Origin of the sequence: Nocardia sp. NPDC020380, from assembly GCF_044386975.1 — a bacterium.
Classification (GTDB): Bacteria; Actinomycetota; Actinomycetes; order Mycobacteriales; family Mycobacteriaceae; genus Nocardia.
The window spans coordinates 118,193-136,021 of record NZ_JBIRVQ010000004.1; the positions used below are offsets into that span (position 1 = coordinate 118,193).

Consider the following 17,829-nt stretch of genomic DNA (forward strand, 5'->3'; position numbering starts at 1 on the left):
CGGCGAGCCGCAGCAGCGCCTCCATCAGTCCGGCCTGCCGGAATCGTTCCACCGGAACCGAACTCAGCACCCGGCGCAGCCGGGCCTGCTCGGAATCGTCCGGCGTCTCAGGCAGCAGTTCGCCGTGGAGGTAGCCCGACAGCGCGGCAGGAGTCGGATACTCGAACACCAGCGTCGCGGGCAGCCGCAGCCCGGTCGCGCGGGTCAAGCGGTTGCGCAGTTCCACCGCAGTCAGCGAGTCGAACCCGAGATCGCGGAAGGCGCGCGCGGCGTCGATCTCCTCGGTTCCCTGGTGGCCGAGCACGGCCGCGACCTGAGTCCGGACCAGCTCGGTCAGCTCATGGTCACGGGCAGCCGCCGGCAGCCCGGAAAGCCGCTGCCGCAGACCACCCACCGCGTCCGCATCGGGTTCGGCGACCGGGTCCGGGGTGTCCAGGATCCGCCGGACCTCGGGCAGTTCGTCCAGCAATGGTCGGCGCCGGGCCAGGGTGAACGCGGGAACGAAACGCTCCCAATCGATATCGGCGACGGTCAGCAACGCCTCGTCGTGGTCGACCGCCTGCTCCAGCGCCGTGAGCGCGAGATCCGTTGCCATGCGCAGAATTCCGCGCCGCACCAGCCGCTCACCCATCTCCCCGTCGGCCATGCCATCGCCCTCCCAGGAGCCCCAGGCGACCGAGGTCGCCACCTCACCACGGGCCCGCCGATCGATCGCGACCGCGTCGAGATAGGCATTGGCCGCCGCGTAGGCCGCCTGCCCCCACGCGCCCCACACACCCGCATTCGAGGAGTAGAACACCAGCGCATCGAGCGATCCGGGTTCGATCAGGGCGTCGAGATTGGCCGCCCCCAGCGATTTCGCCGCGGCGATCGACGCGAACTCGCCCAGATCCGATTCCGCGATCGGCGCCTGGGTTCCGATGCCCGCCGCGTGCACCACGGCCGTCACGGGGAATTCCGCGAGGAGCGCGGCCAGCGCGTCACGATCAGCGACATCACAGGCGGCAAGGGTGACTTCGGCACCGAGCAGCCGCAATTCATCGGCCAGCTCACCGGCGCCCGGGGCGTCCGCGCCGCGCCTGCCGGCCAGCACCAGATGCTCGGCTCCACCGCCGGCCAGCCGACGTGCGACCTGTGCGCCGAGTGCGCCTGTACCCCCGGTGATCAGCACGGTGCCGCGCGGCTTCCACTCCCGCGCGGGCGGTGTATCACCGAGCGGAGCGCGGACCATGCGACGACCGAAGCTGCCGGTAGCGCGGACCGCAGCCTGGTCCTCATCGGCCCAACCTGACAGCAACGCAACGACATTCGATGCAGCCGACGTATCGATATCGGCAGGCAGATCGATCAGGCCACCCCACAGCTCGGGATGCTCCAGGGCGACGATCCGGCCGAACCCCCAGGTCTGGGCCTGAGTCGGACTGGTCAACGATTCGGATTCGGTGATCGACACCGCTCCGCTGGTCAGCAGCCACACCGGGACGCTCACCCCGAGGTCCAGCAGCGCCTGCACGAGAGTGAACGTCGTAGCCAAACCCTGCGGCACCGCAGGATATTCGGCACACGCCCGCTCGTCGAACGCCGAAGTCGACAGCACGCCAGCCAATTCGGGCAGCTGCCGCAGCCGATCGGCGAGAGCTCCACGATCGGTAGCAGCGCTCACCAGCTCGATCACCTCGGCACCGTGTTCCTTCAGCACGGCGATCACCGCATCGGTGTGCTCGCGGCCGATGTCCCCGGTCGGGCTGACAACCAGCCAGGTTCCCGAGAGCGCGGGAGCGGGCCTGCTGGACAGCGGCTTCCACGTGATCCGATACCGCCAGGAGTCGATCGTGGACCGATCACGGCGTCCGCGCCGCCACGCCGACAGCGCGGGCAGCACCTCCCCGAAGGACCGATCGGCGTCCACCCGCAGTGTCGCGGCCAGCTCGCCGAGATCACCGCGCTCGATCGCCTCCCAGAACTCCGCGTCATCGGCGACGGCCTCGACCGGGCTCGGGGTCAGCCAGAACCGTTGCCGCTGGAATGGATACGTCGGCAACTCCACCCGCCGCCCGCCCGGCAACGCACTCTCCCACCGCACCGCGACACCACCGGCGAAGGCCTCACCGACCGAGGTCAGGAACCGTCGCAGACCGCCTTCATCGCGACGCAACGACCCGATGACCAGCGCATCCTCGGCCGTCTCCTGCACCGGCACAGTCAATACCGGATGCGCGGTCGCTTCGACGAACACATCGTGCCCATCAGCGATCAACGCCCGGGTGGCCTGTTCGAACTGGACCGTCTCCCGCAGATTCCGGAACCAATACTCGCCGTCGAGCTCCGCGGTATCCATGCGCTGCCCGGTGACCGCCGAATAGAACGGGACCTCCGAGGCCCGTGGTCGCACCGGCTCGAGCAGCTGGGCCAACTCGGCCCGGATCGCCTCCACATGCGCAGAATGCGACGCGTAGTCGACCGGAATCCGCCGCGCCCGAACCCCTTCCGCCGCACAGCGCGCAAGCAGCCCATCCAGTGCCTCCGGATCACCGGAAACCACGACCGAACTCGGCCCGTTCACCGCCGCGAGGGACAACGTGTCGCTCAGCCGGGCACGAATATCCGCCGCGGGCAGCGATACCGACACCATGCCCCCACGCCCGGAAAGTGCCAGCAGCGCCTTACTGCGCAACGCCACCACGCGCGCACCATCCACGAGCGACAGCCCACCCGACACGACCGCGGCCGCGATCTCCCCCTGCGAATGTCCGACCACCGCGGCCGGTTCGACACCGTAGGAGCGCCACAACTCCGCCAGCGACACCATCACGGCCCACAGCGCGGGCTGGACGATATCGACGCGTTCCAGCATCGCCTCATCGGCCAGCGCCTCAAGGAGGGACCAGTCTGCGAATTCCGCCAGCGCCGCGGCACATTCGTGCAGCCGCTCGGCGAACACCGGCGAGGAATCCACCAATTCCAGCGCCATGCCCGGCCATTGCGACCCTTGACCCGGGAAAACGAACGCGATCTTCCCGCGCTCGGCGGCCACTCCTTCGACCACCCCCGTCATCGGTTGATCCGCAGCGAGCGCGGCCAGCCCGGCCAGCAGTTCATTGCGATCACTACCGAGGACGACAGCGCGATGGCCATGCCGAGTCCTGGTGGTGGCCAGCGAATATCCGACATCGACCAGATCCGCTTCCCGCGCCGTGGCGAGCATCCGCTCGGCCTGTGCGCGCAGAGCCTGCCCGCTCCGAGCCGTGACCACCCACGGAATCATCCCGACCGGCTCGGACGCATCGTCCGAATCGACCACTTGGGCAGCCTGTTCGAGGATCACGTGCGCATTGGTTCCACTCACGCCGAATGCCGACACCCCGGCCCGGCGCGCTCGTACGACCTGCGGCCAGTCCCGGTTCTCGGTCAGCACTTCGACCTTGCCTGCCGACCAGTCCACATGCGGCGTCGGCGCATCCACGTGCAGCGTCTTCGGCAGTACCCCGTGCTGCAGCGCGAGCACGGTCTTGATCACGCCCGCCACACCGGCGGCCGTCTGCGCATGCCCGATATTCGATTTCAGCGACCCGACCAGCAGCGGCTGTTCACGATCCTGCCCATAGGTCGCCAGCAGCGCCTGCGCCTCGATGGGGTCACCCAGCGTGGTGCCGGTGCCGTGCGCCTCGACGGCATCCACATCAGCGGGATTCAATCCGGCAGCGGCGAGCGCGTGACGGATAACCCGTTGCTGGGATGGACCGTTCGGCGCGGTCAGTCCATTGGACGCGCCGTCCTGGTTCACCGCCGAGCCGCGCATCACGGCCAGCACCCGATGCCCGTGCCGGCGCGCATCCGACAGCCGCTCCACCAGGAGCACTCCCACGCCCTCGGCCCACCCCGCGCCGTCCGCGGCCGCGGCGAACGCCTTGCAGCGGCCGTCGCCCGCGAGCCCGCCCTGGCGGCTGAACTCCATGAACATGGCGGGATTGGCCATCACCTGCGACCCGCCGACCAGCGCCAGCGAGCATTCCCCATTGCGCAGCGCCTGCCCCGCCAGGTGCAGCGCCACCAGCGACGACGAGCACGCCGTATCGATGGTGACGGCCGGGCCTTCCAGCCCATAGGCATAGGACAGCCGGCCCGACATGACCGCGGACATGGTGCCGGTGAGGGCGTATCCGTCGGCGTTCTCCGCGGCCCCGAGCCCGTACCCGGAGAACGCCGACCCGATGAATACACCGGTCTCGGTGCCGCGCAGGGATTCCGGGTCGATGCCGCCGCGTTCGAAGGCCTCCCAGGAGACTTCGAGCAGCAGCCGTTGCTGCGGGTCCATCGACAGCGCTTCACGCGGAGAGATACCGAAGAAGCCGGGATCGAAATCGGCTGCGTCGTAGAGGAATCCGCCCTCGTAGGTCATGGCGCGACCGGCTGCGGGCTCGTAGAGGTTGTCGATGTCCCACCCGCGATCGGCGGGGAAGGCCGATACGGCGTCGCGGCCTTCGACGACCAGGTTCCACAGGTCCTCGGGTGAGGCGACTCCGCCCGGGAAGCGGCAGCTCATGGCGATGATGGCGATCGGATCATCGTCCGTCACCGTCGCGCGGGAGGACTGTGCGGCAATGGTTCCGCCGACGGTCTCCGCGCGCAGGTAGCGGGCGAGAGCGGCCGGTGTCGGGTAGTCGAACACCATGGTCGCCGGGAGTTTGAGCCCGGTCCGGTCGGCGAGCCGGTTGCGGAAGTCCACTGCCATCACCGAATCGAAGCCGATCTCGCTGAAGGCCCGCGCCGGTTCCACCGCCTGCGGTCCGGCATGCCCGAGCACGGCAGCGGCATGGGTACGGACCAGGTCCAGGACCTCGCGCAGCTGATCGTCCTTCGATTTACCCGCCAGCCGTGCCGCCAGAGCCGGACCCTCCGGGACCGAGATCTCCTCGGCCTGCCGGATCTGGCGGACCGCACCGGTGGATGTGGGCTCGAGCCAGAATCGTTCGCGCTGGAAGGCATAGGTGGGCAGCTCGACCGGCGCGGCGTCGGGAAGCACCGGCTCCCAGCGCACGGGCACGCCGCGCACATACGCCTCGGCCAGTGAGAGCAGCATCCGTTCCATATCGCCGGCCTCACGGCGCAGGGAACCGACCGCGATCGCCTCACTGTCGGCGGCGTCGAGAGTCTCCTGGATCGCGGCGGTCAGCACGGGATGTGCGCTCGTCTCGATGAAGGCGCGGTGCCCGTCGGCGATCAGGGCGCGGGTGGCCTGCTCGAAACGCACTGTCTCGCGCAGGTTCCGGTACCAGTACTCGCTGCCGAGTTCGGCGGTATCCATCGGTGCACCGGTGACGGCCGAGTAGAACGGGATCTGTGAGGTGCGCGGCCGCACCGGCGCCAGCAGCTCCGCCAGCTCCGCGCGGATCGCTTCCACATGCGCCGAATGCGAGGCGTAGTCGACCGGAATCCGGCGCGCGCGAACCCCTTCCGCGGCACAGCGGTCGAGCAGGGCATCCAGGGCCTGCGGCTCACCGGATATGACGAGGGAATTCGGCCCGTTCACCGCGGCCAGCGACAGCCCCTCCCCCAACGCCCCGAGCTCATCGGCAGAGCGGGCGACCGCCACCATGCCGCCGAGCCCGGCCAGCGCGCCGATCGCCTTGCTGCGCAGCGCAACAACCCGGGCGCCGTCCTCCAGAGACAGTCCGCCCGCGACAACTGCGGCCGCGATTTCCCCCTGCGAATGCCCCAGCACCGCAGCGGGTTCGACGCCAGAAGATCGCCACAGCGCCGCCAGCGACACCATGACCGCCCACAGCGCGGGCTGCACCACATCGACCCGCTCGAGCGCCGTCTCGTCGGCGAGCACCTCCCCCAGCCGCCAGTCGACGAATTCCGAGAGCGCAATGGCGCATTCATGCAATCGCTCCGCGAAAACGGGAGAGGACTGCGCCAATTCCAAGGCCATGCCCGGCCATTGTGAGCCCTGCCCGGGGAAGACGAACGCGACCCGGCCAACGGGACTCGCGACGCCCTCCACGATCTGTACGGCAGCCCCGCCCTCGCCGAGCGTCCGCAATCCACTCAGCAACGCGTCCTTGTCCCCGCCGAGCACCACGGCTCGGTAAGGGTGGGCGGCGCGCGTCTTCACCAGCGACAGCGCCACTTCGACCGCCGTCAACTCGGACCGATCGGCAAGGTACGAGTGCAGTTTCGCAGCCTGTGCCCGCACGGCCCGCTCACTGCCACCCGACAGCACCCAGGGCAGCACCGCACCCTGTTGCTCCGATATCGGCCGCGCCGACACTTGCTCTAACGGGGCCTGTTCGAGGATGGTGTGGACGTTCGTGCCACTGATGCCGAACGAGGACACCCCGGCACGGCGCGGTCGCCCGGTGTCCGGCCACACCGCCGCTTCGGTGAGCAGATCCACCGCGCCCATGGACCAATCCACCTGCGACGAAGGCGTATCCACATGCAGCGTCTTCGGCAGCACGCCGTGCTGCAATGCCAGCACCATCTTCATCACCCCGGCCACGCCGGCCGCGGACTGGGTGTGACCGATATTCGATTTGATCGACCCCAGCAGCAGCGGGCGTTCACGGTCCTGCCCGTAGGTGGCGAGCAGGGCCTGCGCCTCGATCGGATCACCCAGCGCGGTACCGGTCCCGTGCGCCTCCACCGCATCGACATCCGAGGTGGTCAGTCCGGCATTGGCCAGTGCCTGCCGGATCACCCGTTGCTGGGAGGGCCCGTTCGGCGCGGTCAAGCCATTGGAGGCGCCATCCTGGTTGACGGCACTCCCCCGCACGACCGCCAGCACCTTATGGCCATTGCGGCGCGCATCGGAAAGTCGTTCCAGCACCAGGACTCCGGCGCCCTCGCCCCAGCCGGTCCCGTCCGCAGCCGCCGAGAACGCCTTGCAACGCCCGTCTGCCGCCACTCCGCGCTGCCGCGAGAATTCCACGAAGATCCCCGGAGTCGCCATGACCGTGACGCCACCGGCCAGTGCCATCGAGCACTCGTCGCGGCGCAGCGATTCACACGCCAGATGCAGGGCGACCAGCGACGACGAGCACGCAGTGTCGACCGTCATGGCAGGCCCCTCCAGGCCCAGCACATAGGCAACGCGCCCGGAAATCACACTGCCCGTATTGCCCGTCAGCAGATAGCCTTCGACGCCCTCGGGGGCAGCGTCGACACCCACCCCGTATCCGGAGGCGGCGGCGCCGATGAACACTCCGGTCCGGCTGCCCCGCAGCTCGGACGGGGAGATACCCGCGCGTTCCAGGACTTCCCAGGACGTCTCGAGCAGCAGCCGCTGCTGCGGGTCCATCGCCAACGCCTCGCGCGGGGAGATACCGAAGAAGCTCGCATCGAATTCGGTGGCGCTGCCGACGAATCCACCCTCCACCGCACCCGCGGCGGTCGCATCGACGGTCCAGCCACGGTCCGGCGGGAACCCTCCGATGGCGTCGCCGCCCTCGGCGAGCAATCGCCACAGTTCTTCCGGCGAGTCGGCGCCGCCCGGGAACCGGCAGCTCATCGCGACAATGGCGATCGGCTCGGCAGCATCGGCCGCGCGCGGCACGGGAGCGACGATTTCCGCGGCCGCCCCGAACAATTCGGCGCGCAGGAACTCGGTCAGCGCCTGCGGAGTCGGGTGGTCGAACACGAGGGTCGCGGGCAACCGCAGCCCGGTCTCGGCGCTGAGACGATTGCGTAGTTCGACCGCGGTGAGCGAGTCGAACCCCATATCGCCGAAAGCCTTGGTGGGTTCGACGGCGCCAGCGCCGCTATGACCGAGCACGGTCGCGGTGTGCCCGGTCACCAGATCCAGCAGCGCCTGCTGCCGTTGGACGGCGGTCATGGCATTCAGGCGGTGAGCCAGGGAGGCTCCGTCCCCGGTGACCGCTCCCGCACTGCGTCGCATGGCCGGGCGAGCCAGCCCCCGCAGCAGCGCCGGCACCGCATCACCCAGCCGCGCAGTGTCCAGCCGCACCGGCACCAGCGCAGGCTCGCCGAGTTCGCGTGCGGTGTCGAACAATACGAGGGCCTCGGCGGTGGACAGCGCCTGACTGCCCGCGCGCGCCATGCGGGCCAGGTCGGCGGCGCCCAGGTGCGCGGTAATTCCGCTGCGCTGCTCCCACATTCCCCAAGCCAGGGCCAGGCCGGGCAGGCCGACGGCCCGCCGCTGCTGGGCCAGGGCGTCCAGGAAGGAGTTGGCGGCAGCGTAATTCGCCTGCCCAGCATTGCCGAACACCCCTGCGGCAGAGGAGAACAACACGAACTCGGCCAAGTCCAGGTCGCGTGTCAGCTCGTGCAGATGCCACGCCGCGTCCACCTTCGGCCGCAGCACGGCCTCCACTTGCTGCGGGGTCAGCGATCCGACGAGCGTGTCGTCTACGACGCCCGCGGCGTGCACGACACCGGACAGGTCCGGAATCGTAGCCAGCAACTCGGCCACCGCCTCGCGATCCGCGAGATCGCAAGCCACGGTAGTGACTTCCGCACCCGCCTCGCCCAGTTCGGCGATCAATTCCGCAGGTGCGATACCGCGACGGCCCGTCAGAACGAGCCGACGCACACCGTGCGCGGTCACCAGGTGCCGGGCGATCAACCCCCCGAGCACGCCGGTGCCACCGGTGATCAGCACCGTGCCGGTCGCGAGCGAGGCGGGCACGGTCAGCACGACCTTGCCGATATGCCGCGCCTGGCTGACGTATCGGAAGGCATCACGCGCCTGCCCGATATCCCAGACGGTGACCGGAAGTGGCGTCAGCGCACCGGTTTCGAACAGCTCGACCAGTTCGGTGAGCATCTGCTGAATCCGCTGCGGGCCTGCTTCGATCAGATCGAACGCCTGGTAGGAGACGCCGCTGTGTGCCGCGGCGACCTCGTCCGCGTCACGGATGTCGGTCTTGCCGATCTCGAGGAAACGTCCGCCGCCGGGCAGCAGGCGCAGGGTCGCGTCGACGAATTCGCGGGCCAGCGAATCGACGACGACATCGACACCACGGCCTTCGGTCACCGCGAGGAACTGTGCCTCGAAATCGAGTGTCCGTGAGGAGGCGATGTGCGAGTCCGCGATTCCCAGCTCGCGCAGCGCATCCCATTTACCCGACCCGGCCGTGCCGAACACCTCCGCGCCCAGATGCCGCGCCAGCTGCACGGCCGCCATTCCCACTCCGCCGGCGGCCGCGTGCACGAGCACCTTGGTGCCCGTCCGTATCTCGGCCAGGTCGACGAGCCCGTAGTAGGCGGTGAGGAACACCAGCGTGGTCGATGCTCCCTGCGCGAACGTCCACCCCGCAGGCAGTTTCGTGATCAGCCGCCGATCCGCCACCGTCACCGGCCCGAAGGCCCCCGACAGCAGCCCCATCACGCGATCACCCACGGTGAGATCGGTGACACCGGTTCCGATTTCGATCACGACACCCGCGCCCTCGAGCCCGAGCAGTCCGGCCTCTCCCGGATACATGCCGAGCGCATTGAGCACATCGCGGAAGTTCAATCCCGCGGCCCGCACCGCAATACGCACCTCCCCGGCGGCCAAGGGCGCCCGCGCGGCGGGATCGGCCACCAGAACAAGGTTTTCGAGAGTGCCCTGCCCAGCGATATCGAGCCGCCACGACGGCTCCCCCGCGGGCGGCACCAGCACATCCCGGCCCACCACGCGTGTAAGACGCGGTGCCAGTACAACTCCGGACCGGATGGCCACTTGCGGCTCACCCATATTTGGCAGTGTCTGCACGATGGCGTCGCGTGCATTCCGTAATTCGGCATCGCGTGCAAGGGATTCGTCCAAGTCGGCGAGCACGATCCGGCCGGGATTCTCCGCCTGTGCCGCCCGCACCAGACCCCACACCGCCGCGTGGGCGAGAGCGGTGACGTGTTCGCCCGCTCGGGTTGCCATCGCGCCACTCGTCAGGACGACGAGCCGGGCGTTGTCTGCCCGGTCCTCGCCCAGCCACAGCTGCAGGGCATTCAGCGTCCGTAGCGTCGCGGCGTGCACGGACTCCACGACCCCGTCCACCGCCGGAGGGCATTCGAACACGGTGATGTCATGGTCCGAGTTCTCTTGCGGGACGGGCACGGCCGTCCACTCGACTCGGAACAGCGCATCGCCGTGCGAGCTCCGGCCCAGCTGTCCGGTGTCGACCGGGCGCACCCTCAGCGACTCGACGAACGCCACCGGGTGGCCGGCCGCGTCGAACACCCGCAGCGACACCGCATCCCGTCCGGCAGGCGCGATGACCACCCGCAGCACGGTGGCCTCGGTGGCGTACAAGGACACTCCGGACCAGACGAACGGCAGGTGCGCGACATCCGTGCGCTCGACGAATCCGCCGAGCGCGCTGGCATGCAACGCGGCGTCCAGCAGCGCCGGGTGCATCCCGAAGCCGGTCACCTCGCCGGCGGGCAGAGCCACCTCCGCGAACACCTCCGCGCCGACACGCCAGGCGCCGCGCAGACCGCGGAACACCGGGCCGTAGCTCAGGCCCGCGTCAGCGAAGCCCGCGTAGAGCTCATCGATATCCGCGCCGTCGGCCTCCGGTGGCCAGGTCCGTTCCATTCCTGCCGACGGTGCCGATTCGGTCTCGGGGGCAACGGTTCCGGCCGCATGCCGAGTCCACGCGCCATCACCCTGGCGGGAGTACACCGACAGCCCGCGGTGCCCGGATTCGCCCGCAGCGCCGAGCAGGACCTGCAGCAGGATCTGCTCGCCCTCCGGCAGGACGAGCGGGGTCGCGAGGGTGAGTTCCACGACGTGCGGACAGCCGAGCCGGTCCCCGGCATGCAGGGCCAATTCGAGGAACCCGGTGCCCGGGAAGACCACCGCTCCGCCGACGACGTGATCGGCCAGCCACGGGTGGGTTGCCGTGGACAGGCGGGCGGTGAATACCGCGCCGTCCGCGTCCGCCGGTTCGACGACCGCACCCAGCAAGGGGTGCTCGGGTGAGGTCAGTCCGGCGGCGGCGACGTCACCGGGCGCGAAGGTGGGCCAGTAGCGTTCGCGCTGGAACGCATAGGTGGGCAGGTCGATTCGACGGGAAGCGGAAACCGTGTGCAGCGCGGTCCAGTCCACCGGAACGCCGGTGACGTACAGCTGGGCGAGGCCGGTGAGGAGAGCGGACTGCTCGTCACGATCCTTACGCAGTGCGGGGAACGCGGGCACCTGTGTGGTTTCCTGCGCCATCGCGCACAGCACACCATCGGGGCCCAGTTCGAGCATGACGCGCACGCCTGCCTCGCCCAGCGTCTGTACGCCGTCGGCGAAGCGGACCGCCTCACGGACGTGGCGAACCCAGTAGTCGGCATCGAAGGACTCGACCACGGCACCGGTCAGGTTGGACACCACCGGGATTCGCGGCAGACCGTACGACAATCCTGCAGCGACCGCACGGAACTCGTCGAGCATGGGATCCATGCGCGGCGAGTGGAAGGCATGGCTCACGCGCAGGCGGGTGTGCTTGCGGTCCTCGAACCGCGCCACGACGGCCTCGACCGCGTCCTCATCACCGGATACGACAACCGAATTCGCTCCGTTGACGGAGGCGAGAGCGGCCCGATCCGACAAGAGCGGCAGAACTTCCGCCTCGCTCGCCCGGATCGCGACCATCGCGCCCCCGCCGGGCAGGTTCTGCATCAGTCTGCCCCGCGCGGCGACCAGCGTGCAGGCATCGGCGAGGGTCAGCACGCCCGCGACATGCGCGGCGGCGAGCTCACCGATCGAATGCCCCGCCACGAAGTCCGGTGTGGTGCCCCAGGATTCCAGCAGCCGGAAGAGTGCGACCTCGACGGCGAACAGCGCGGGCTGCGTGTACCCGGTCTGTTCGAGCAATGCGGGTTCGTTCCAGATCACCTCGCGCAACGGACGATCCAGCCCGGTATCGAACAGGGCGCAGATCTCGTCGAAAGCCGCAGCGAAGACGGGGAACCGCTCGTGGAGTTCGCGCCCCATGCCGGCGCGCTGTGATCCCTGGCCGGAGAACAAGAACGCCGAGCGTCCTTCGACGGCGCTACCCCGCGCGATCTCCGGCACCGCGTCGCTCGTCGCCAGCAACACCGCCCGATGCGGGAATCGCGTGCGCTGCGATAACGCATGCCCAATGTCGAAGGGCGACAGCCCGGCCCGCTCCGCCGCGAACTTCCGCAGCCGAACGAGCTGTTCGTCCAGTGCCTTCGGGCTCTTGGCCGACACCACCCACGGCACCGCAGCTGTGGGGATTTCACGCGGCGACGTGTAGGGCTCGGCGAACTGCTCGAGAATGACGTGGGCATTGGTCCCGCTGATGCCGAAGGACGAGACCCCGGCCCGGCGCGGCCGGTCGGTGTCGGGCCAGGCGCTCTGCTCGGTGAGCAGTTCCACCGCGCCCGCCGACCAATCCACATGTGTCGAAGGCCGGTCCACGTGCAGGGTTTTCGGCAGCAACCCGTGACGCAGGGCCATCACCATCTTGATCACACCGGCGACACCCGCGGCGGCCTGAGTGTGGCCGAGGTTCGACTTGATCGAGCCCAGCCGCACGGGACGCTCACGGTCCTGGCCGTAGGTGGCCAGCACGGCCTGCGCCTCGATGGGGTCGCCCAGCACCGTGCCCGTGCCGTGCGCCTCCACCGCATCGACGTCCGCGGCGGTCAGCCCGGCCGCCGAAAGCGCCTGGCGGATCACCCGCTGCTGGGACGGACCGTTGGGGGCGGTCAGCCCGTTGGACGCACCGTCCTGATTGACCGCCGAGCCGCGCACGACCGCGAGGATCCGGTGCCCGTGACGTTCTGCGTCGGACAGCCTTTCGAGCAACAACATGCCGACGCCCTCGGACCAGCCGGTGCCGTCCGCGGCGTCGGCGAAGGCCTTGCAGCGGCCGTCCGGGGCCAGACCGCCCTGCCGGGAGAACTCGACGAACCCGGTCGGGGTCGACATCACCGTCACGCCACCGGCCAGGGCGAGCTCGCATTCGCCCGAACGCAGCGCCTGCCCGGCCAGGTGCAGTGCCACCAGCGACGAGGAGCACGCGGTATCGACGGTGACGGCCGGTCCCTCGAGCCCGAAGGCGTAGGAGATGCGGCCGGACAGCACACTGGCCGTGAGACCGGTGGCGACATAGCCTTCCAAGTCTTCGCGCGCATTCGACACCACGCCGACGTAGTCCTGACCGTTGGTGCCCGCGTAGACCCCGACGCGGCCGCGGCGCAGCGAGTCCGGGTCGATGCCGGCGCGTTCGAAGGTCTCCCACGTGGTTTCCAGCAGCAATCGCTGCTGGGGATCCATCGCGAGCGCCTCGCGCGGGGAGATGCCGAAGAAGTCGGCGTCGAATTCCGTTGCCCCGTCCAGGAATGCGCCCGCCCGGGTAGCGAGGCGGCCGGCTGCAGCCAGTCCGGCGATATCCCAGCCGCGGTCGGCGGGGAATTCGGAGACGGTGTCGCGCCCGGACAGCAGCAGCTCCCAGAGATCTTCGGGAGAGCTCACCCCGCCGGGGAATCGGCAGGCCATGGCGATGATCGCGATCGGTTCCCCGGTGGCGGCCGATGCGGGCCGATCCGCCGTTTCGCCGGTGCCGCCGAGGAATTCGGCCAGGGCGCGCGGGGTCGGGTAGTCGAAGACCGCTGTGGCCGCCAGCCGTCGCCCGGTCGCGGCGACCAGTCGATTGCGCAGGTCGACCGAGGTCACGGAGTCGAATCCGAGATCCTTGAAAGCCTTGGTAGCTGAGACGGACTCGGCATCGGGATAACCCAGGACCGCCGCGACCTGACGGCGGACCAGTTGCAGCAGTGATTGCGCCCCGAGCTCGGGCGCGGCGGCCGGCGCGGGTGTGGCCACCGGGATCAGGTCGGCCAGCAGTGGGCTGGGCCTGGTGGCGGTGAAGGCGACACCGAAACGGGCCCAATCGATCTCGGCGATAGTCACCGCGGTCTCGCCGGTCCCGAGCGCCTGCCGCAATGCCGTGACGGCAAGCTCCGGCGAGATCTCGGGCACTCCGTGGCGGCGGGCGGTCTCGCCGATTCCGCGCTCGGCCATGCCGTCACCGGCCCATGGTCCCCAGGCGATCGCGGTCGCGGCCAGGCCCTGCGCTCGCCGGTACTCGGCCAGGGCATCCAGATAGGCATTGCCCGGTGCGTAATTGCCCTGCCCGGGCGTCCCGACCACCCCGGCCAGTGACGAGAACAGTACGAAGGCAGACAGATTCAGCTCGGCGGTGAGCTCGTGCAGATCCCACGCGGCCTGCGCCTTCACCCGCAGCACCCGGTCAGCCTGTTCGACGGTCAGCGCGTCGACCACGCCATCGTCCAGTACCGCCGCGGTGTGCACGACAGCGTCCAGCGTGGGCAGTGTGGAGATCAGCTCGGCCAGTGCGGCGCGGTCGGTCACGTCACACGCGACCACGCGCACTTCGGCGCCCAGCTCGCGCAGTTCGGCTTCGAGTGTCGCGGCCCCGGGAGCCGCGGGCCCGCGCCGGCTCACGAGCACGATCTGTTCGGCGCCGTCGGCCGCCAGCCATCGGGCGGTGTGGGCGCCGAGCGCGCCGGTGCCACCGGTCACCAGAACGGTGCCCGACGGCGTCCAGCCGTGAGAGCTGTTGGCGTTCAGGGCCGCGCGAGCCAGTCGGCGTCCCAGCACCCCGTTCGGTCGCACCGCGACCTGATCCTCGGACCCACCCAGCACGCCGATCAGCCGGTCCATCGCGACCGAGTCGAGCTGTTCGGGCAGATCCACCAGACCACCCCAGCGATCCGGTAGTTCCAGCGCCGCAACCCGGCCCAGTCCCCACACCAGGGCTTGTTCCGGCCGCACGGCCTCCCCGGCGACGGCCACCGCGCCGCGCGTCGCGCACCACAGCGGTGCATCGATTCCGGCCGTGCCCAGCGCTTGCACCAGCGTCAGGGTCATCGCGTAGCCGCGCGGCACCGCCGGGTGCTGCGGATGCGGGCTCGAGTCGAGGGCCAGCAGCGAGAGCACCGTATCGACACGGCCGATGCCGGCGAGCTTCTCGCTCACGACAGTCACGTCGTCGCCGGGCGCGAGGCGCACGAGTACGACTCCGCGTTCGGACAGCGCATCGGTGAGTTCGGCTGTCGCCGCGCCGCCTTCGGACTCGGACAGCGGCGCGATCACCAGCAGCGTGCCCGCCGACGCCGGCGTGACGTCGGGCAGTGTCTGCCAGTCGATCCGATACCGCTGCGCATCGACACCGCGATCCGTGGCCGGCTGCGCCAGCCAATACCGTTGCCGCTCGAACGGATACGTCGGCAGCTCGACCCGCCCGGTGCCGGGGAACAGCGCGGCCCACTCGACCGGCACGCCACCGGCGAAGACCTCGCCCAGTGCGGTCAGGAACCGCCGCAGATCCCCCTCGTCGCGGCGCAGCGAGCCCACGACGAGAGCGTCCTCGGCTGTCTCCTGCAGTGGCACGGTCAGCACCGGGTGCGCGCTGGACTCGATGAACACCCGATATCCGTCGGCGCACAATGCGCTTGTGGCCTGGTCGAATCGGACTGTCTGACGGGTGTTGCGGTACCAGTACTCGCCGTCCATCCCAGCGGTGTCGAGCAGTCCGCCGGTCACCGTGGAGTAGAGCGGGATCGTGCTCGTGCGCGGTTGGACCGGCGCCAGCCGGGCGATCAGCTCGTCGCGGATGGCCTCGATCTGTGCCGAGTGCGCCGCGTAGTCGACCGGGATGCGCCGGGCCCGAACGCCTTCGGCCTCGCATCGCATCAGCAGGGCGTCGAGGGCTTCCGGAGTCCCGGAGATCACGACCGTGCCGGGACCGTTCACCGCCGCCGGCGACAGCCCTGCGCCCAGCGGTCCCAGCTCGTCCGCGGAGCGGGCCACCGAGACCATCCCGCCCTTGCCCGACAGCGCCGCGAGCGCCTGTCCGCGCAGGGCCACCACGCGCGCGCCGTCCTCGAGGGTCAGCGCGCCCGCCACGACCGCGGCGGCGATCTCACCCTGCGAATGTCCCACCACCGCAGCCGGTTCCACACCGCAGGAACGCCACAATGCCGCGAGCGAGACCGCCACCGCCCACAACGCCGGCTGCACCACATCGACGCGTTCGAGCATCTCGGCGTCGCCGAGCACATCCGACAGCCGCCACTCGACGAACGGCTCGAGCGCCCGCCCGCATTCGGCCAGCCGCTCCGCGAACACCGGTGCGGCATCGGCCAATTCGAGCGCCATGCCGGTCCACTGCGAGCCCTGGCCGGGGAAGACGAAGACGACCTTGCCGCCATCGCCGTGCACACTCGGGACCGTGGTGCCGTCGGCGACCGCGGTCAGCGCGGTGAGCAACTCGTCACGATTCGCGCCCACCACCACCGCGCGAGCGTCCAGCATCGATCGCGCGGTCAGCGAACGCCCGATATCGGCCGGATCCAGATCGGGTGCACCCGTGACGAATGCGCGCAGGTTCTCAGCCTGTACCCGCAGCGCGGTCGCGGTCTTCGCCGACAACACCCACGGCACGACCCCCGATCGGCGACTCGGCGCCTCCGGCGCAGCCGGTTCCGTCTCACCGGCCTGTTCGAGAATCACGTGCGCATTGGTCCCGCTGACCCCGAAAGCCGAGACACCTGCCCGGCGCGGCTCGTCGCGCTCCGGCCAGTCCCGGTTCCCGGTCAGCAGTTCGACCGCGCCCGCCGACCAATCCACCTGCGGCGAGGGCTCATCCACGTGCAAGGTCTTCGGCAGCACACCGTGGCGGATGGCCTGCACCATCTTGATCACGCCCGCGACGCCCGCCGCCGCCTGCGTGTGCCCGATATTCGACTTCAGCGACCCCAGCCACAGCGGCCGGTCGCGGTCGCGCCCGTAGGTGGCGAGCAGGGCCTGCGCCTCGATCGGATCGCCCAAGGTGGTCCCGGTGCCGTGCGCCTCCACCGCGTCCACGTCCGCGGCCGAGAGCCGGGCATTGGCCAGCGCGGTGCGGATGACTCGTTGCTGGGCGGGCCCGTTCGGTGCGGTCAGGCCATTCGACGCGCCGTCCTGATTGACCGCGGTGCCGCGCACGACCGCCAGCACCGGATGCCCGTTGCGCCGTGCGTCGGACAGCCGCTCTACCAGCAGCACCCCCGCGCCCTCGGCCCACCCGGTCCCGTCCGCGGTCGCACCGAACGCCTTACAGCGCCCATCCGCGGCGAGCCCGCCCTGCCGTGCGAACTCGGCGAACATCGCCGGGCTCGGCATCACCGTCACGCCGCCCACCAACGCCAGCGACGATTCCCCTTGCCGCAGTGAGTGACCCGCCAGATGCAGTGCCACCAGAGACGAGGAGCAGGCCGTGTCGATGGTGACCGCAGGCCCTTCGAACCCGAAGAAGTAGGAGATCCGCCCCGACAGCACGCTGGTCGCCCCGCCCGTGAGCGCGAATCCCGCCGTCTGCTCTGCCTCGGCGTACGCACCGTATCCGGAGGCCGCCGCGCCCGCGAACACCCCGACCTGACTGCCGCGCAGTGTCGCCGCGTCGATCCCGGCCCGCTCGAGCGCCTCCCACGCGAGCTCGAGCAGCACCCGCTGCTGCGGGTCCATGGCCAGCGCCTCGCGCGGGGAGATCCCGAAGAACGCCGCATCGAATTCCGGTGCGTCGTAGAGGAATCCGCCCCGGCGCGGATAGCTCGGGTCAACCGGCCAGCCCCGGTCGGCCGGGAAGTCGCCGATCGCGTCGATGCCGTTCGCGGCCAGTCGCCACAGGTCCTCGGGCGAGCGCACGCCGCCGGGGAAGCGGCAGCTCATGCCGATGATGGCGATCGGCTCCTGCTCCCGCGATTCGGCTTCGATGAGCCGCTGGCGGGTCTGCTGCAGGTCCGCGGCGACCCTTTTGAGGTAGTCGCGGAGTTTGGCCTCGTTGCTGGTCTGCGCAT

General features: G+C 70.0%; 1 pseudogene. It reads right to left on the reverse strand.

From position 1 onward, the window contains the following. Positions 1 to 139 precede the first annotated feature (139 nt). Positions 140 to 17,806 (reverse strand): annotated as a pseudogene (locus ACH438_RS11660) (type I polyketide synthase); the annotation flags it as partial. Positions 17,807 to 17,829 lie beyond the last annotated feature (23 nt).